Consider the following 17,105-nt stretch of genomic DNA (forward strand, 5'->3'; position numbering starts at 1 on the left):
GGCCAAGCAACGGGACGGTCACGGCTTTCAGCGCTTCAGTCAGCCCGCGCTGTCCACGACCTCGACATTGCCGGCGCGGTTAAGCGTATGAATGCCCGTGCGTGCCCATGCCGGACCCGCGCCGATCGGCCGGGGCGAGGCAAAACGGACATCGGACGCGTCGAGTCGCTCAAGCCGCATCAGCCCCAGACCACCGCCATAGGCCCTCGATCCGTTCTGCACCGGCAGCACCAGGGCATCGTCGTGGCGGATAAAGGCGCCGCCCGGCCGGGTGGCCGAATGATCGACGGCAATGGGATTGAGCGGATGGGCGACCCATGGCCCGCGCAGCGAGGGTGCGCAATAGACCGCCATCGTGTCCGACGCGCTGCCGTAGCCGAACCGCTCCGTTCCAACCAGCCAGAAGCGACCGTCGGATTCGAGCAGCGTCGCGTCGTTGAAATCCCTGTCCGCCATCAGCACCGTGTCGCGGACCCAGCGGTCGGGAAACTGCGCGGCGCGATAGAGCACAAGTTCGCGAGCCGAACCACTTTCGGGGATCATGAAAATCTCGCCATCGTGTGCGAACACCTGCGGATAAGACAGGTGGTGCGCTTCCTCCAATACAACCCTTGGAACACCGAAAGTGCCATCGTCACCGAGCTCGGCGACGGAAATCACGCCGCGACTCGTCGCGTAGGGGAATTCCTCGACAAACAGATGATGGCGGCGGTCGGCCTCGAAGACGAACGGGTCGGCATAGAAGCGTTGGCCATCGTCCGGCAGGACTGTGAACGGTTTGCCGTCGAGTTGCCCGGTTTCGGCGATGCCTGGTCCGTCGATCACCCGATAGGCAACCTGCCAATAGAAGGGGCGTCGTCCCCGCCTGATTTTTTGCACGGCGCGATCGATCAAAGCCCTGCCGAAAAAGGGCACATAGTGTCGAACAAAACTGTCGTTCTTCAGGATCGGCACCGGGTTGTCGCTTACCGGCACAAGCTTGCCCGCAAAGAAGCGGGCGACGGTTTGCATGATCAGCGACATGGCGCCGGCGAGCAGGTCGTTGCAGCTTCGAGATAGCCAGAGCCTGTCTGCCAGCATCGGTCTAGCCTGGGCCACGACAACGCCATCGAGGCGAGCGCCAAGTTCAGGCAATTGTCCGCTCGCCAACATTGCGGCAACGCCGGCTGGAAAGCTGTTGCGACCGCAAAATTCGAGCCTCAGGACTGGCGCGTCTTGCCCCGTTGCGCTGGCAGTGAGATCTATGACGAGGTCCGGAGGGCCGCGATCGATGGGCGGCAACGGCTCGGACCGGCCCGCCAGCGAGGGACCGAAACGCCGGCTCTCGATCGCCAAGACAGTGTCCAGCCCCCGAGCGGTTGGCGCCGGCGCCGGCGCGTGGCAACTCGAGACCACATAACCTGCCGCACCCAACCGCATGAAAAGCTCATTTTCCCAGCGCCGGGATGCGACGGCGTGGCCGATGATTAAAATATTAGTCAACCCAAGCTATTCTCGTTAAAGCAAAAAATGGCTTTGCTCTGGTATCTTTCCCCACAGTTCCTGGCAAGGGTTGCCCAAGGGGGGCTGCGGACTCTAGCGTTAATCATACGTTAATTTTTTTGAATACGAAGGCGGTTCAGGGCGCTATTGTTAGGCTGAAAGCACATGTCAGCCGGGCGCCCACGCTTTCGGTGACCAGGGTCAACCATGAACGCCGTTTCACATCCGAACTTGCCCTCAAGGCGAAAACTGCTGATCGTGTTCGGCACGAGGCCGGAGGCGCTCAAATGTTTTCCGGTGGCGCGGGCCGCGCTCGCCCATCCAGGCTTCACCACGGAAATATGTGTGACGGGCCAGCATCGCGAGATGGTCAATCAGGTCATCGAACTGACGGGCCTGCCGGTGCACTACGATCTCAACATCATGCAGCCAGGTCAGACGTTGTTCGACGTGACCTCGCGCGTGCTCCTCGGAATGGCGGGGGTGCTGGAGAAGGCGAAGCCGGACATCGTCATCGTCCAGGGCGACACAACCACCGCGATGACCGCGGCTCTAGCTGCCTTCTACAAGCGCATTCCGGTTGCCCATATCGAGGCGGGATTGCGCAGCCACAACATCAACTCTCCCTTTCCGGAGGAACTGAACCGCAAGATTGCCGGCAACATCGCCACCTGGCATTTTGCGCCGACCACCGAGGCGCGCGACAATCTCATCGCCGAAGGAAAGGCTGCGAACACCATCTTCGTAACCGGCAATACCGTGATCGACACGCTGCTGCATTTCTCCAGCGAGATCGATGCCGACAAGTTGATGAACGCCAAGCTCGCCGCTCGTTTCCCCTTCATCGATCCGACCAAGAAAATGATACTCGTCACCGGTCATCGCCGTGAGAATTTCGATGGCGGCATCCAGAGAATCTGCACCGCGCTGAAGGCATTGTCGGCGCGCAGGGATGTGCAGATCATCTACCCGGTCCATCCCAACCCGAATGTGCGCTCCGTGGTCGAGGCCGAAATCGGGACGGTGCCGAACATCCACCTGATCGACCCGCAGGACTATTTGCCGTTCCTGTACCTGCAGAAACAGAGCTACCTGGTGTTGACCGACAGCGGCGGCGTGCAGGAAGAGGCGCCTTCACTCGGCAAGCCGGTGCTGGTGATGCGGGAAAACACGGAGCGACCCGAAGGGATCGCCGCTGGTACTGCCCGGCTGGTCGGCACCGATATCGAAAAAATTCTGGCCAATGCCAATAGCCTGCTCGATGATGAGAGCGTCTATCGCGGCATGGCGGAGAGGCACAATCCATACGGCAATGGCCAAGCTGCGAGCCGGATCGTTGAGGAATTGCTGAATCATGGCTGAAATCAAAACCGTTTCCGTTATCGGCATGGGCTATATCGGCCTGCCGACCTGTGCCATTTTTGCCAGCCGCGGACTCGATGTCATCGGTGTCGATATCAACGAGGCGGTGGTCGCGAAGGTCAACCGCGGCGAAATCCACATCATCGAACCGGACCTGGATGGTTTGATCCAGAAAGTTGTCGCCAATGGCAAGCTCAAGGCATTCAGCACGCCTCAGCCGGCCGATGCCTATATTATCGCCGTTCCAACTCCGATCACCCCGGACCGCAAGCCGGATGTAAGCTACGTGCTTGCGGCAGCGCGAAGCATCGCTCCGGTGCTAAAACGGGACGACCTGGTGGTGCTGGAATCAACATCGCCGGTCGGTACGACGCGTGTCATGACAGCGCTGCTCGCGGAACTGCGACCCGATCTCAAATTTCCCGTCGCGCATGGCGAGGAAGCTGACGTCCTGGTCGCCTACTCTCCCGAGCGCGTGCTGCCGGGAAAGGTGCTGACCGAGCTGATCAACAATGATCGCTCGATCGGCGGACTGTCCCGAAAGTCTTCGGAGCGGACAGCGGCACTCTATTCAAGCTTCGTCGCCGGCGACCTGTTCATAACCCAGGCCGAAAGCGCGGAACTGGTTAAGCTGACTGAAAATGCGTTCCGCGATGTCAATATCGCCTTCGCCAATGAGCTTGCGGCGGTGTGCCAGGATCTGTCGCTCAACGTCTGGGAGGTAATCGATCTCGCCAACCGGCATCCTCGCGTGAACATCCTGCAGCCGAGCCCGGGCGTGGGCGGCCACTGCATTGCGATCGATCCGTATTTTATCATCGACGCCGCACCGAACAATACGCGGCTGATCAGTTCGGCACGGCGCATCAATTCCGAGCGACCCTTGTCGGTGGTCAGGGACATCGAGGCATTGCTCGACCCGACCCGCAAGCAGACGATCGCCTGTCTTGGCCTCAGCTTCAAACCCAATATCGACGATATGCGCGAGAGCCCGGCTGTCGAGGTTGTTAAGCTTCTGTCCAAGATTCCCAATATCAAGATCGTCGCTGCCGAGCCCAATGCGCGTCAGTTGCCACACGAGCTCGAGGGCAGCGGCGTCATGTTCACCGATGCACTTTCCGCTATTGACCAATCCGATATCGTCGTCCTGCTGGTCGACCATCGACAATTCAATCTGATCGATCCCGAAGCGCTCAAGGACAAGAAGCTCGTCGACACACGGGGCCTGTGGACCTGGCGCAAGGCGCGCAAGCCCGACGCCCGCATCGAAGGCAAGAAATCCGAAATGGAACGCTCGCAGTCTCTCGCTCGCACCGGAGAAGCGGCATGAACTCGCATGACCCGGCATGGGCGCAACACTCCCTATTGGCATCACGCCGCCGCGAGTTTCTCGGTGCGACCATCCATGCGCTGACCATGGCCGAGACGCTGGCCATCGCAGACGAGGCGATGGCGACGCGGCGACCGCTTCATCATGTTGTCGTGAACGTCGCCAAGCTTGTGAACATGCGCAAGAATGCCGAACTGCGCGAGGATGTCGTCGGGGCGGATATGGTCAATGTCGACGGCAAAGGCGTGCTTTGGGGCGCGCGGCTCTGCGGCGTCGAGTTGCCGGAGCGTGTGACCGGCGTCGACGTCATGATCAACCTGCTTGCGCTGTGCGCCAAGCGTGGCTATCGCCCCTACCTTTTGGGCGCTGAACAGCACATTCTCGACGCAGTTGAAAGCCGACTTGCCAGAGATCATCCGAGCCTGGCCATTGCCGGCCGGCGCAATGGGTATTTCAAGGCGGAGGAAGAGGCCGCGATCGTCGAGGCCATCAACGCTTCAGGTGCCGACTGCCTGTTTGTGGCGATGCCGACGCCGAGCAAGGAGCGCTTTCTCAAGCGCTATCGCGACGTACTCGCTCCGAGTTTCGTCATGGGCGTGGGCGGCAGCTTCGACGTCTATGGTGGAAAGGTCGCCCGGGCACCGAAACTGGTTCAGGCGGCGGGCCTGGAGTGGCTGTTTCGCGTGGCGCAGGAGCCGCGACGCTTGTGGCGCCGCTACTACGATACCAACACCGCCTATGCACTGCTGCTGTGGCGTGAGTTCTGGTCTCGCCGGGGACGCCGAAACGTCAATCCGTAGGCTCGCGACTTTCAGACAAGCATGCCTCATTGCGCGGGATTTATGCGATCCGGAGCCGTGCCCTTAGCTTGCCGATGAACTGCGTCACGGCCGCGGGGTGAAACAACCAGGTCAGTCCCAGGAAAGCCGCAGCGCCGGCGACACCGCCCGCCGCGAGCGGAAAGATCGCCGGCATATTGCCCAGCGCAGTGCTGGCAAGGCTGGCGGCCAGTCCGGTGCAGATAGAAATGATGGCCGAGACAGCGATGTCGCGCCAGGGAACCGGCACCGGCGTGAGCCTCTCGGCGATGACGATGCAGGCTGCAAGACCTGCCAGCGATCCGCCCGCCAACGCCAACGCCGCGCCAACCTCCGCCATGGTGGGAATCAACATAAAAGACAGTGAAATCGTTGCCACCGAGCCGAAGGAATTGGCGATGATCAGCAACCACGGCCGCTTATGTGCGTGCACCACGACGCCATAAACGAAGCTTGTGAGATTGGCACAAAGAACGCTGAAGGCGATGATCGGAAACAGCAGACCGAAGCGACCATGATATTCCGCGGGCAGCAGGAGTCGCGTGATGTCGCCGCTGAGCGCGATAAGCATTGCTGCGACCGGCAGGCAAAGGCGTATCATCAAGGCCATGAGTTGCGACAACAACCGCCCGGACGCCTCGGATCCCTCTTCGTCGAAGCGGCTGACCACTTCTGGAAATGCGCCCATGTTGATTGCGTTGGCGACCATATCGATCGGCTGCCGAGCCAATGCGTAGGCGGCTGCGAAGACAGCCACCGCGCCGGCATCGTAGTAGAGCTTGAGGAAGACGCGTTCAGCGCTGTTGAGACCGAAACCGACCAGCGCCATGATGACGAGGGGCACGCCGAGGGCAAAAAACTCCTTGTGGGTGAAGCGCGGCGGGCCGCCAATAACGCGCCCGGATGCCACCACGCACGCCACGATGCCGGCAATCAGCACGGCGAGGCTCGAGCCGAGCGATACCGTCAGAAACGAGCGTTGGAAGATAAGGATGGCGGCGATCGGCAAGGCGAGTTGCAGCAGGCCGCGCAGATATTCAAGCATCGAATAGAGGGAATGACGCTGCTGCATTTGCAGCACCGTCAACGCGAACCGGCTGATGGAGCCGGCAATCAGATAGCTGCAGACGGCGATTGCAAATTCGATCCAGCGCTCCGGCACGATCACCGCCGAGGCGATCACGGATATGATCAGGGCCAGCACCGTGGTGACAAGCAATACCTGTCCGGCAAGCATCAGGCTGCCACGGCTGACGTCGCCTTTTCCGCCAAGCCGCAGCAAGGCAATGCGCAGCCAGTTGGTAACGGCAACATCCGTCATTTCGCCCACGGTGACCACCAGGGTCAGCAGGCCATACTCGGTCTGGTCGATCAGCCGCGTCATGACGACCAGCAGGAGCAGAGCGGAAACCCGCGTCAGCAGAATAGCTGGGCCATAGATGAGTGTGGAACGGAGCAGCAAAGGGTTGTTCCCGGAAAATTTGCCGTCGATTAATCGTTGACCGACGGGAATTCCAGCATGATGACGGCAAAGGGTGAACGGATACAGTTTGAACCAAAAGATTTGTCGTAAACCTTTTTTGGAACCTTTGCTTTACGGTCACCCGGCATCCGCAATCCAAATGGTGTCATGTTGCAGCGTCTCGCCCACAATAGAAAAATACATGTCCTGGTCGCAACGCCCTCGGGCGTTTCGGGACAAGGCGGCATCGACCGGATCATGGGGGCGCTGAAGCAGGAGTTCGAACGGCAAGAGATCGCCGACATCGATCTGCGCTTTCTTTCCAGCCGTGGCCCGGGACATGTCGGGCTTTCGATCTTCTACATGCTTGGTTTTTGCGCGCGGATGCTTGCGGCCCGCCTCGACAGACGCGCCGACGTCATTCACATCAATATATCGGTCTCCGGCAGCACCTATCGCAAGATGATGATCGCCGCCTGCGCCAGGCTGTTGTCCATACCATATGTCCTTCATCTGCATGGGGCGCAGTATCAGACATTCTGGAAAGATGATCATAGTTTCATGAGCCGCCGTATCAGGGCTCTGTTCGAGCATGCCGGCCGGGTGATTGTCCTCGGGGGGCTTTGGCGCGATTTCGTCGCCAGCCGGGCACCGGCGAACGGCGGCAATATTGTCATCGTTCCCAACGCCACGGCAGTTCCTTCCCTGGCGCATGTCGGCGGAGGCGATCACGTGCACATCCTGTTCCTCGGCCGCATCGGCGAGCGAAAGGGCGTGCCGCAGTTGGGCGAGGCGCTGGAGCGGATGAAACATCTCAGGGGTTGGCGTGCCACGATCGCCGGCGATGGTGAGGTCGAGCCGGCACGAGCGAGGTCGGTCGCTCTAGGGATTGCCGACCGTATTGCTTTTCCGGGCTGGGTGGGACCTGACGAGGTCGCATCACTGATCGCTTCGGCCGATATTCTGGTGCTCCCCTCGTTCGCCGAAAATCTGCCAATGTCGGTGATCGAAGGCATGGCGGCCGGCCTGGCTGTCGTGGCCACCCCGGTTGGCGCGGTCGAGGACATCATCACCCACGAACAATCCGGTCTGTTGGTGCCGCCCGGCGATGTGGCGGCGTTGACCGAGGCGTTAACTCGGCTGGTCGAGGATACGGCGCTGCGCGCGCGGCTTGGCGCCGCCGCCATGGCGGTGCACCGGGAAAGGCTTGAGCTTGCACCGTTTGTCGACGCGATCTGCGATGTCTGGAGATCGGTCGCGTCCGAGGCGCGATCGGTCAAGCGCTGACGCTGTCCTTCATTGTCGTCACTGCGGCGGGCCAAGCGCGAATTCGCGGTGGAATATCTCCAGGTTCAAAAGCGCCCATATCAGTTTTTCGTGGTCCGCGGCGCGCTCGGCGTGCTCCCTGACAATCTGGTCCAGCTTCTTGGCGCTCAAATAGCTACGGATGACCGAATGGGACGAACACAGATGGTCCCGTACATAATCGCTCATCGGCCCGCGGAACCATTCGGCGACGGGCACCTTGAAGCCGATCTTTGGGCGGTTGAGGACCTCGTCGGGAACCATGCCGGCCATGCAGTCGCGCAGGATCTGTTTGCTGTGCAGGAGGCCCAGCCTGTAACGATCGGGCAGTTGGCTGACGAAGGAAACCAGATCGCGATCAAGGAATGGCATTCGCCCCTCGATTGAACCGGCCATCATCACTCGGTCGCCCCGTTCCAAGAGGTTGTCGGGCAACCACGATGTCTGATCAAAAAACAACACACGGCGCAGATGAGATTCCGTCACACTCGAAGAGAACGGGAAATCGTTGCAGTCATGGCCGCAAGTGGCCAACCCACCGAGGAGCGAATCGCGTTCCCGCGCCGTCATGGCTCCAAACCAGGAGATCATCCGGGTTGCAAAGTCCCGTTCACCCGCGCTTCGGGCAAATATGTCGAACTTGGCCGATGCGCCGGGCAATGCGCGCATCAAAGGGGCGAGGAGATTGTTGTGAAGCGACGCTGGAACAAGTGACCGGTAGACACCCGCCAGAGACTCTGCGCGATGTTTGGGGTAGCCGCCGAGAATCTCGTCCGCCCCTTCGCCCGTAAGCACCATCTTGACGTCCCGCGAGGCTCGAACCGACATCAGGTAAATTGGAATGTCCGTACTTTGTGAAACAGGTGCCCCCCGATGGCGGACCATCTTAGGCAGATGATTCATCAGGTCATCCGCCTGGATGACGATTTCGCAATGATCGGTCTTGAAATGATCGGCGACGCGCCGGGCGAATGGAAGCTCGCTGTAAGCCTGTTCGCTGAAACCGACCGAAAACGTACGAATCGGGTTGTCGCTGTGCCTGGTCATCAGGGCAACGATTGCCGACGAGTCGAGCCCCCCGGATAGAAAGGCGCCAAACGGCGCATCACTGCGCATCCTGATCTCGACAGAACGGTCGAGCAATTCCAGAAATCGTCGCTTGGCGGTTCCTGGATCGATATCCGCTGTCAGATCGGTCTGATCCGGGGGCGCATAATAGCGCGTTTCCGTTACTTCCCCTTGCGACCACACAGCGTAGCTTCCCGGGTTGAGCTTACGGATCTGTTTGAAAAGCGTCCGCGGTCCAGGCACGTAACGCCAGGTCAGATACTCGCGCACTCCATCCAGATCGAGCTGCTGGCCATCTGGCTGCGCAGACAACAACGCGCTGATCTCCGAGGCAAACGACAGCAAATTTCTGCCTTGCATGAGGTAAAGGGGTTTTTTTCCAAAGGGGTCGCGAGCGAGGATCAATTCGCGCCGTTGAGCGTCCCATAGCGCAAAAGCGAACATCCCGCTCAATCGGTCGAACATGGCCAGGCGCCACTGGTCATAAGCCCTGAGCAGCACTTCCGTGTCGGAGCGTGTGCGAAAACGGTGACCGAGACCGATCAACTCCTCACGCAGCTCGATGTAGTTGTATATTTCGCCGTTGAAAATAATCCGGAGCCGTCCGTCCTCGGTCTGCATCGGCTGATTTGAATCGGCGTTTAAGTCAATAATCGCCAGGCGGCGATGCACCAATGCCAACTGGTCCTCGCCTGTATTCAGGTCCAAGAGTTCGATGCCTTCGGCATCGGGACCACGATGCTGCAAGGCATTCGACATCCCGACGGCCCGATCTTGTGGCTTCTCGACCCTGCGCCCAATCCAGCCGGCAATTCCGCACATTCTTTCCCTTGGCCCTCTTTCCCTTGTTTGCGTATGATCGAGGACACCAATCTACAGCGAATATATTAAATAGCTGCTCGGTGGAGTGATTTTAAAACTGAGCCTGATTTGGTTCGATCAGGCCCTCTCGGCTGCAACTGGAGACGACAGTCCTTGGGTTTCCACGCAATTGATCGCCAGCAACCAGGCAGACCGCTCGAACCGATCCTGACCCGATGACGAGTTATCGCAGGCCTAGTGCCCGCAACATCTCCCGGTCCGGGATCGCAGGCCCCTTGGGTTGGATAACACTCATTCCGTAAGGATTGGAGAATTCCCAGGCCGACCACGGCATCGCGAAACGTTCCGCCTCTCTGCGCACTGCCATGAGATAGCGCAGGCGATCAGCATCGAAAGCTCCCATGCGGCCATCCGCAGACATCAAGATAACGCCGAATTCGCCCACGAACAGGCGTCGGCTCGCTATGCCATGGGCTTCAGCCCAGTCGACCGCCTGACGGAAACCCGCTTCGAGCTGGCTCTGCCCCCAATTCTGCTCAAAGTATCGGGCGATCGTTTCACGCGCCGAGGCCATGTTCATCACCTCTTCGATCTGGCTCAAGCCGGCGGCGTCCATCTGCGCCTTGAGGGTTTCGGCGACCACTTCGGGCGTGCTGGCGTCGGCAGGCCAGGGAAGGCCGGAGGAGAAAGCGTTCTTGTCATCGGCCCGCTGGTGCGTGAAGCTGTGCGGATCATACATGTGGAAGCTGTAATAGACGTTGGGGTCGTCGAAGTTGGGGTCCAGGTTGACCAGTCCCGCGATGCTCCCGCCGCAGGCGCCGGTCGCGACGATGGTGAGTTCGCTGCTGACGGCGCGAATATCGCGAACCGTGCCTGCCATGATCCGCTGCCAGTCATCGCTGCCGCTTGAATCGCAAGGGTAGTAGGCGGGCTCGTTATAGGGCTCGAGGGCGACCTTGTCGGCGCCAATTTCGATCAGCATGGCAGCCACCGCCACTACCATTTTGCGATAGCGGGCAACACCCTCGCTGTCGGCCCCGCCATAGATCATTTCCATGCTGTAGGCCGGAACCTGGCTGACGCCATGCAGATCGAAAACCACCTTGAGCCCGCTTGAAACCACCCGCTGCACCGCAGCGGCAAGCATGTCCAGCGCCTGTTGTCGTTTGGCGCCCTCGCTGGCAAGCAGAGGGCCAGGGTCGACACTCAGCCGGACAAAGTCGAAGCCCATGGATCGAATGCGATCAAACTGGTCGCCGTCCGGCCAATCGGTGAGCGGCCTGCCGCCCGCAAGCCATTCCTTCTCGCTGCGATAGGGCGGCCATTTGTAGGAACCATCTTTCTCCACCGGCGACCAGTTGAGCCATTCATGGACGCCGACGCCGCGCTCAAGCGGGATCGGCGCCGCCTCGGCTGACAAAGCCATGCCAAGCGCGCACGCTATGACGTAGACAACTTTTCTCATCGCAAAACTCCGCGTCATGGCCGAAGATATTAACCGCGGGAACGGAAAAGAGGATGCCGCCACACGCTTTTTCGACGGGATGGTGTATGAGGATCAAAATCTTGGCGGAGCGCGGATGAGGGTCGGGTGGTATTTCAACCGATTGCGCAGCATGGAGTTGGCCGAGATATTGCATCGGTTGGACGAGCAGCGCCGGAGGACCGTTTCGCGCCGCCGCGACAACGGCTGGCAGCGCTATGCGTCGCCGCAGTTGCACCCGGTGCTGCACGGATTGCGGAATGCTGTGCCGGCCGCTGCGACACCAGCCCAGCGGCAAGCTATCGAGGCGGCTGCGCAAAACACTCTTCGGGGCCAGTTTTCAGCACTTGGGCAGACCTGGCCACAGCGAGACCCCTATACTCTCTTTCCACCCGAGCTCTGGCGCCTTGATCCGGTGACCGGCCGGCTTTGGCCAGGCCCCGAGACCCATACTTTCGATATCGATTTTCGCCATGCCACCGGCCGTGGCGATGTAAAATATGTCTGGGAAATCAACCGGCTGCAGCAACTGCCGCCACTGGCTGCCCATCTGCTTCTCACCGGCGATGATCAATCCCGTGCGGCCATCGAGGCGGCGATCGAGAGCTGGCATTTCGCCAACCCACCATTTCGGGGCGTTGGCTGGGCCTCGGGCATCGAGGTCGCGCTACGAGCCATCAGCCTGATTGTCACGCTCGACCTCGTCGGCGACCGGCTTGGCGCGGCGACGCGAGAAAAAGTCGGTGAAATACTGGCGGCAAGCGCCTATTGGCTGCCGCGGTTTCCCTCCCGTTTTTCGTCCGCCAACAACCATCTCGTCGCGGAATTGGCTGGCGAATATTTGATCGGTCTGGCTTTCGGGGCCGAGGTGGCTCGCGAGTCGCTCCTGGCTGAGGTGCTCAAACAGATCCTGGCCGATGGCGCCGGGGCCGAGCAGACCCCGACCTACGCCGCCTTCAGTGCCGAACTTTTCCTGCTGTGCGCTGCGGCGGCGCGCCAGGCCGGACTGCCTTTTCCCCAGCCCGTCGAAGCGCGTTTGGCCGCTTTCGCCAATTTCGCAGGCTGGCTCCCGCCGAAAACCAGCGGCTTCGGCGACAATGATGAAGGCCGCGTGATCACGCTGGGGGGCGAAACCGATTATGTCGGATCGGTCGCGGCCGCCATCCGTGGTTTTCTACGGATGCCGGGCAGCGCACCGGAGCCTGGCGATTTTCGTGCGCTTTTCTTCGGCGCGCCACCGCGGCCGGCGCCGGTGCCGAATGGATTGCATACATTCACGCAAGGCGGGCTCTCCGTCTGGCGCGGCGAGATGAATGGTCGCAACGTCCATCTGACATACGACCACGGCCCGCTGGGCTACCTTTCGATAGCGGCGCACGGTCATGCCGACGCGCTGTCGCTCACCCTGTGCATTGACGGCGATCCGGTGCTGGTCGACCCCGGCACATGGCTCTATGGTTCGGGGGGAGGCTGGCGCGACTGGTTCCGCTCGACGCCGGCGCACAACACGCTGAACCTAGAGGGTAAAAGCCAAAGCATCATCTCCGGGGCGTTCAACTGGTCGCACAAGGCGGTTGCGACATTGGTGGAGAGCGAGCCGGGGCCGCACTGGAGGCTGTGTGCCCGACATGACGGGTACAAAGGCCGCTTCGGCGTTGTGCATCAACGCGCCGTGACACGCGATGGCGACGGCATCCTCGTGACCGACCAACTGCTCGGCGGCAGCCGCGTCGCTGAGATCGTCTTCCAACTCGCCGCCGACCTCCACGCCAACAGGGATGGAAACATTGTCACGATATTGCGCGGCGCTGAACCTTTGATGACTATCCACTTTCCAGACGCAGCGATCCACATCCGTTCCGGCGGCGACACACCGGGCCAGGGCGGCTGGGTTTCGCCGCGTTTTGGTGCAAGGCAGCCAGCCGAACGCCTCGCATGGCGTGGCCAAGTAGGCGAAAAGGGAGTAGTCATCCGGCTCGCGCCAAGTCCGCCGCAGACCCGATAACGGGCAGGTTGCAGGCGCAGCGTTCGACATTAATTACGTTCAGATATTTAGCGGTTTTGACACCGTTGATCTGCTAATTTGGCCATGATTGTTCTGCCAGTCGCATCCCGATACACAGTTGCGGGCAGCATATGATGGGCCTGGCAATATGTGCTTCGCGACGAGCCGGATCGCCATTTCACCACCTAGGAGCCACTGCATCGATGTTTTCGGAATTCGCCAGAGTGATCGTGGAAAAACTCTCACACATCGATCTGCTGACACTCGGTCTCTTGTTGCTCACGGCGCTGGGGAGCGCGGTGGTCGCCTACTGGCGAACGGTCGAACAGAAATCCTTCCGGGACTTTTTCGACTTCGCCTTTCCCGCGGAAGTCATCATGCACCCATCGGCGCGAGCGGACGCATTGTTCTGGATCACGAAAAGGCTGGTGATGCCCTTCCTGCTCATTCCCGCCGGTGTCACCTTCGTTGCCGCCACGGGATATGCAACAAACCAGGCAGTCGGCTGGCTCTTCAGCATCTCGCAACCGCTGATACCCGGCCCCGCCGGCCCAGTGACGATCATCCTCTTCACCGCAACCATGCTCGTTGCTTACGATATCTCCTACTACCTATATCACGTTGCCCAGCACCGTTTCCCGTTCCTGTGGGAATTGCACAAGGTGCATCATTCGGCCGAAGTGATGGTTGGGATCACCAAGGACCGGGTTCACCCCCTGGACGATCTGATGAACCGGATCTGGGACGGCGTCATACCGGGGATCAGTTTCGGCTTGTGGAGCCTGATTGCGCTTGATCCGGTCGAGATCGCCATATTTGGCATCAACGTCTATGTCATTCGCAACATTCTCATGATGGACTTCGTTCGCCACACGCATCTGAAGATTTCCTTCGGCCGGTTGAACGGCGTCATCTTGTGTCCGCATTGGCACCAGGTGCATCACAGTGTCGACCCTCGCCACTACGACAAGAATTTCGGGCTACTTTTTTCATTCTGGGATCGCATATTCGGAACGCAGTTCATCCCGGATCCGGACGAAGACCTCAAGTTTGGACTGATAGATCGCGACGTACGCGACTATCAGTCGCTTTTCGGACTTTACGTGCTGCCGCTCAAGAAAATGGCAAACCATATCATGCGACTTTTTCAAAAGCGCATCGATGTCGCGCGGCCGCAGGACCGTCTCCAACCATGAACAAAATGGCTTCGATTGACGCTGTTGGTGCGGAGCGACTGGAAATCGTCAGTTCGACGGATCGCCTGGCCGCCATCGAAGCCGAATGGGTAGACCTATGGCATCGTACCCATGCACTGATCTTTCAGAGCCATGCCTGGGTTTCGGCATGGTGGAGCACCGTGCGTGACCGCGACCGGCGCTCGCTGCGGATCGGCCTGGTATGGAGCGATGACAGGCTGGTCGCTGTCATTCCCCTGGCGATCGGCAGACGAAAAGGACTTCGGCTCCTCGAATGGGCCGCCAATAGCTATACGGACTATGGTGATATTCTTGTCGCGCCGGAATGCTCCCTATCGGCCCTCCAGAACCTCTGGAACCGGATCTGTTCGGCAGGTGGCTTCGATCTTGCTTTTATCAATCGTCTGTCTCCGGATGCGGCAGCCCGCAGGATTTTTACACCGGCCTCTTCCAGCGGCGTCAAGCTTCGCGCCAATCACCGGGAGGAAGTCAGTTATCGCGTCGCTGGACAGTGGGCCAGCGGAGCAGCGTGGCTGGCGGACCAGCCGAAAAAGATGCGCCAGAACTATCGGCGCGGCATCAAGATACTGGAAGAAACAGGCGAAGTGAAATTCCGCCTCCTGTCGGCCGACGAGCCGCTGCAGCCATTGCTGGAGCGACTATCGGCGCTGAAGCGCAGATGGCTGGAAAAGCACACGCGTGAATCCGACCTTTTCGAAGAGGGCGAGCCGGTTCTTGCCGCTCTGGTCGACGCGCTGTCACGCGCCGGTGTGCTGCGCATTTTCGTACTTGAATGCAATGGTGCGATGGTCGCGGTTTCCATCAACATCGTCCAGCACAACGTCATGATGGCATTCGTTACCACCTACGACCCTGATTTTAGCCGAGCGTCGCCGGGTGCGGTCCTGATTACGGAGTATATACAGTGGTCGTTTGATCACGGCTTGGGATTGGTCGATTTCCTCTGTGGCGGAGAGGCCTTCAAACATAGGTTTGCAACACAGGCCGTTACCCTCCAATCCGTTCTTGGGGCACGCACTGTGCAGGGCGCGCTCGCTTCTCTCGCTGATCGTATCTGTCAGACGATCCGCGTACGCTCACGCGGATTGGCGTCGGCGAATCCAGAGCGCCCGCCCGATGAGACTGCTTAATTTAGCTGGATAACTCGGGCAGAAGCCGCCGAGCGACACGGGCGCGCCATTCGAAAATCCGCGTCGATTGCGCCTCGGAATCGAGACCGAATGGGTCCGCAGGTCGAGATTTCAGCCAATTCTCGCAATCAAGTCTCTCGAGGCGCAGTTTGTTGTCTGCGAAGCGTCGCAACACGTTCGTTGGCGTCACAATGGCAGCAGGCTAGGTCCTAAAATCATTGAAGATTTTTTCGGACAGGGCGCCTACCATAGGTCCGCGTCTTTGCTATGATTTCAATAGCTTAAGGTAGGCTGGTAGCGGGAGAGGGACTTGAACCCCCGACCCCAGGATTATGATTCCCGTGCTCTAACCAACTGAGCTACCCCGCCAGGGCGGCGAAAGGCCCGAAATCGCCTTAAATCGAAAGGCATTTCGAGGCGTTCGCCAAGGTCGCGCGGATATAAGGTTGGGAGGGCGAGCCTGTCAAGCATCGATGCGCGAGGGGCGCCGGCATATTGTCGCCGGTAAAAGCTTTGCCGGGCTGGCATCTCCGGTAAGCCACCGGGGTTGAGTTCGACGGGGCACGCCGCTATGTCTCGGCCAAGAAATTAGAGTTTGAAGCTGATGAAGCCGCGCATTGCAGTCCTCGGTTGCGGATACTGGGGCAGCAACCACATCCGCACCCTCAAGGCGCTCGGCGCGCTGCATGCGGTTTCCGATGCCAATAGGGCGCGGGCCGAAGGCTTTGCCAGCGAGCAGGACTGCCTGGCGATCGAGCCCGACCAGCTGTTCGTGCGTGACGATATCGACGCCATCGTCATGGCGCTGCCGCCGCAATTCCATGCCGATCTTGCCGTGCGCGCCGCTGAGGCCGGCAAGGACGTGCTGATGGAAAAGCCGATTGCGTTGACCGTGCCCGACGCCGAGCGCGCCGTGCAGGCGGCCAAGGACAATGGCCGCGTGTTCATGGTCGGCCATGTCTTGCGCTTCCATCCCGCCTTCGAGACGCTGAAGGCGCTGATCGACAATGGCGAGCTCGGCGAGGTCCGCTACATCCACTCGCACCGGCTCGGCCTCGGCAAATTCCACACCGAGAACGACGCACTGTGGGATCTGGCGCCGCACGATTTGTCGATGATCCTGGCCATCACCGGCACCGAGCCGATCGAGGTCAGGGGCGAGGGGGCGGCACTCCTCGACAATCTCAGCGATTTCGCGCATCTGCACATGCGTTTTCCCAACGGGCTGCGCAGCCATCTCTTCACCTCGCGGCTCAATCCCTACCGCGAGCGGCGGCTGACCGTGGTCGGCACCAAGGCAATGGCGGTGTTCGACGATGTCGAGCCCTGGGAGCGCAAGCTGGCCGTCTACCGCCACGCGGTGTGGCAGGACAGCGGCCAGTGGGCCTTCACCACCAACGAGCCGTCCTATGTCGCGGTCGGCCAGGGGATGCCGCTGACGCGCGAGCTCGAGCACTTTATCCAGTGTATCGAGACGCGGGCCGAGCCGCGCACCAGCGGCGAGGAAGCCATCAGGGTGCTGCGCATCCTGACGGCGGGTACAGTCACGCACACAAAGTCCTGAGACCGTTTCGAAACTCTGCTTTTAAGGCAGATCGAAACTAAAACTGTCTCCGAGAGC

Annotated in this window: 12 protein-coding genes and 1 tRNA gene; 8 read left to right on the plus strand and 5 right to left on the minus strand. The window is 60.2% G+C overall.

Annotated elements, in window-relative coordinates:
• Positions 1-39: 39 nt before the first annotated feature.
• Complete coding sequence (locus tag NKJ57_RS02430; RefSeq protein WP_023686303.1) at positions 40-1,080, minus strand: glucosamine inositolphosphorylceramide transferase family protein; 1,041 nt, start codon at positions 1,078-1,080, stop codon at positions 40-42.
• Positions 1,081-1,689: 609 nt separating this feature from the next.
• On the opposite strand from NKJ57_RS02430, the gene wecB reads away from it, so the two are divergent.
• Genes wecB through NKJ57_RS02445 form a run of 3 tightly spaced genes read left to right on the plus strand, consistent with a single transcriptional unit; the run spans position 1,690 to position 4,974 of the window.
• Positions 1,690-2,844, plus strand: coding sequence for a non-hydrolyzing UDP-N-acetylglucosamine 2-epimerase (gene wecB / locus NKJ57_RS02435; RefSeq protein ID WP_023737705.1), 1,155 nt, complete (start codon positions 1,690-1,692; stop codon positions 2,842-2,844).
• Entirely contained in the window at positions 2,837-4,174 is a 1,338-nt protein-coding gene (wecC, locus tag NKJ57_RS02440; RefSeq protein WP_023686301.1) for a UDP-N-acetyl-D-mannosamine dehydrogenase, read from the plus strand. The genes wecB and wecC overlap by 8 nt, the downstream gene beginning before the upstream one ends.
• On the plus strand, positions 4,171-4,974 hold the full coding sequence (locus NKJ57_RS02445) for a WecB/TagA/CpsF family glycosyltransferase (RefSeq protein WP_023725122.1): 804 nt from the start codon (positions 4,171-4,173) through the stop codon (positions 4,972-4,974). The genes wecC and NKJ57_RS02445 overlap by 4 nt, the downstream gene beginning before the upstream one ends.
• Before the next feature lie 40 nt (positions 4,975-5,014).
• On the opposite strand, the gene NKJ57_RS02450 is transcribed toward NKJ57_RS02445, so the two are convergent.
• Complete coding sequence (locus tag NKJ57_RS02450) at positions 5,015-6,454, minus strand: lipopolysaccharide biosynthesis protein (protein ID WP_352459815.1); 1,440 nt, start codon at positions 6,452-6,454, stop codon at positions 5,015-5,017.
• A 168-nt stretch (positions 6,455-6,622) separates the two neighbouring features.
• Here NKJ57_RS02450 and NKJ57_RS02455 point away from each other — a divergent pair, with 168 nt between their 5' ends.
• On the plus strand, positions 6,623-7,741 hold the full coding sequence (locus NKJ57_RS02455) for a glycosyltransferase family 4 protein (protein WP_023671802.1): 1,119 nt from the start codon (positions 6,623-6,625) through the stop codon (positions 7,739-7,741).
• A gap of 18 nt (positions 7,742-7,759) precedes the next feature.
• On the opposite strand, the gene asnB is transcribed toward NKJ57_RS02455, so the two are convergent.
• Both asnB and NKJ57_RS02465 read right to left on the minus strand, forming a co-directional pair.
• A complete protein-coding gene (gene asnB / locus NKJ57_RS02460; protein WP_352510434.1) occupies positions 7,760-9,649 on the minus strand; it encodes an asparagine synthase (glutamine-hydrolyzing) in 1,890 nt (629 codons plus the stop codon).
• A 223-nt stretch (positions 9,650-9,872) separates the two neighbouring features.
• The gene (locus NKJ57_RS02465; protein ID WP_352510435.1) at positions 9,873-11,114 is read right to left on the minus strand and encodes a glycoside hydrolase family 5 protein; all 1,242 of its coding nucleotides are present in this window, start codon (positions 11,112-11,114) and stop codon (positions 9,873-9,875) included.
• Between the two features lie 16 nt (positions 11,115-11,130).
• On the opposite strand from NKJ57_RS02465, the gene NKJ57_RS02470 reads away from it, so the two are divergent.
• The 3 genes from NKJ57_RS02470 to NKJ57_RS02480 all read left to right on the plus strand — a co-directional run bounded on the left by NKJ57_RS02470 (position 11,131) and on the right by NKJ57_RS02480 (position 15,484).
• Positions 11,131-13,137: a heparinase II/III family protein gene (locus tag NKJ57_RS02470; protein WP_352510436.1), complete on the plus strand. Its 2,007-nt coding sequence runs from the start codon at positions 11,131-11,133 to the stop codon at positions 13,135-13,137.
• A 203-nt stretch (positions 13,138-13,340) separates the two neighbouring features.
• Positions 13,341-14,333: a sterol desaturase family protein gene (locus tag NKJ57_RS02475; protein ID WP_023747194.1), complete on the plus strand. Its 993-nt coding sequence runs from the start codon at positions 13,341-13,343 to the stop codon at positions 14,331-14,333.
• Positions 14,330-15,484 carry a GNAT family N-acetyltransferase gene (locus tag NKJ57_RS02480; RefSeq protein ID WP_023747195.1) on the plus strand — a complete coding sequence of 385 codons (1,155 nt, stop codon included), beginning with the start codon at positions 14,330-14,332 and terminating at the stop codon, positions 15,482-15,484. The genes NKJ57_RS02475 and NKJ57_RS02480 overlap by 4 nt, the downstream gene beginning before the upstream one ends.
• 292 nt (positions 15,485-15,776) lie before the next feature.
• On the opposite strand, the gene NKJ57_RS02485 is transcribed toward NKJ57_RS02480, so the two are convergent.
• Positions 15,777-15,853 (minus strand) — tRNA-Met (locus NKJ57_RS02485).
• 235 nt (positions 15,854-16,088) lie between these two features.
• On the opposite strand from NKJ57_RS02485, the gene NKJ57_RS02490 reads away from it, so the two are divergent.
• Complete coding sequence (locus NKJ57_RS02490; RefSeq protein WP_352510437.1) at positions 16,089-17,048, plus strand: Gfo/Idh/MocA family protein; 960 nt, start codon at positions 16,089-16,091, stop codon at positions 17,046-17,048.
• Positions 17,049-17,105: the final 57 nt, after the last annotated feature.

The sequence above is a fragment of the Mesorhizobium sp. M0077 genome (genome assembly GCF_040322955.1).
Lineage (GTDB): Bacteria > Pseudomonadota > Alphaproteobacteria > Rhizobiales > Rhizobiaceae > Mesorhizobium.

Bases quoted from the DNA above. Each gene is read 5' to 3' on its own strand.
- NKJ57_RS02430 (WP_023686303.1), bottom strand. From the start codon at position 1,080: ATGCTGGCAGACAGGCTCTGGCTATCTCGAAGCTGCAACGACCTGCTC.
- wecB (WP_023737705.1), top strand. From the start codon at position 1,690: ATGAACGCCGTTTCACATCCGAACTTGCCCTCAAGGCGAAAACTGCTG.
- wecC (WP_023686301.1), top strand. From the start codon at position 2,837: ATGGCTGAAATCAAAACCGTTTCCGTTATCGGCATGGGCTATATCGGC.
- NKJ57_RS02445 (WP_023725122.1), top strand. From the start codon at position 4,171: ATGAACTCGCATGACCCGGCATGGGCGCAACACTCCCTATTGGCATCA.
- NKJ57_RS02455 (WP_023671802.1), top strand. From the start codon at position 6,623: ATGTTGCAGCGTCTCGCCCACAATAGAAAAATACATGTCCTGGTCGCA.
- asnB (WP_352510434.1), bottom strand. From the start codon at position 9,649: ATGTGCGGAATTGCCGGCTGGATTGGGCGCAGGGTCGAGAAGCCACAA.
- NKJ57_RS02465 (WP_352510435.1), bottom strand. From the start codon at position 11,114: ATGAGAAAAGTTGTCTACGTCATAGCGTGCGCGCTTGGCATGGCTTTG.
- NKJ57_RS02470 (WP_352510436.1), top strand. From the start codon at position 11,131: ATGGCCGAAGATATTAACCGCGGGAACGGAAAAGAGGATGCCGCCACA.
- NKJ57_RS02475 (WP_023747194.1), top strand. From the start codon at position 13,341: ATGTTTTCGGAATTCGCCAGAGTGATCGTGGAAAAACTCTCACACATC.
- NKJ57_RS02480 (WP_023747195.1), top strand. From the start codon at position 14,330: ATGAACAAAATGGCTTCGATTGACGCTGTTGGTGCGGAGCGACTGGAA.
- NKJ57_RS02490 (WP_352510437.1), top strand. From the start codon at position 16,089: ATGAAGCCGCGCATTGCAGTCCTCGGTTGCGGATACTGGGGCAGCAAC.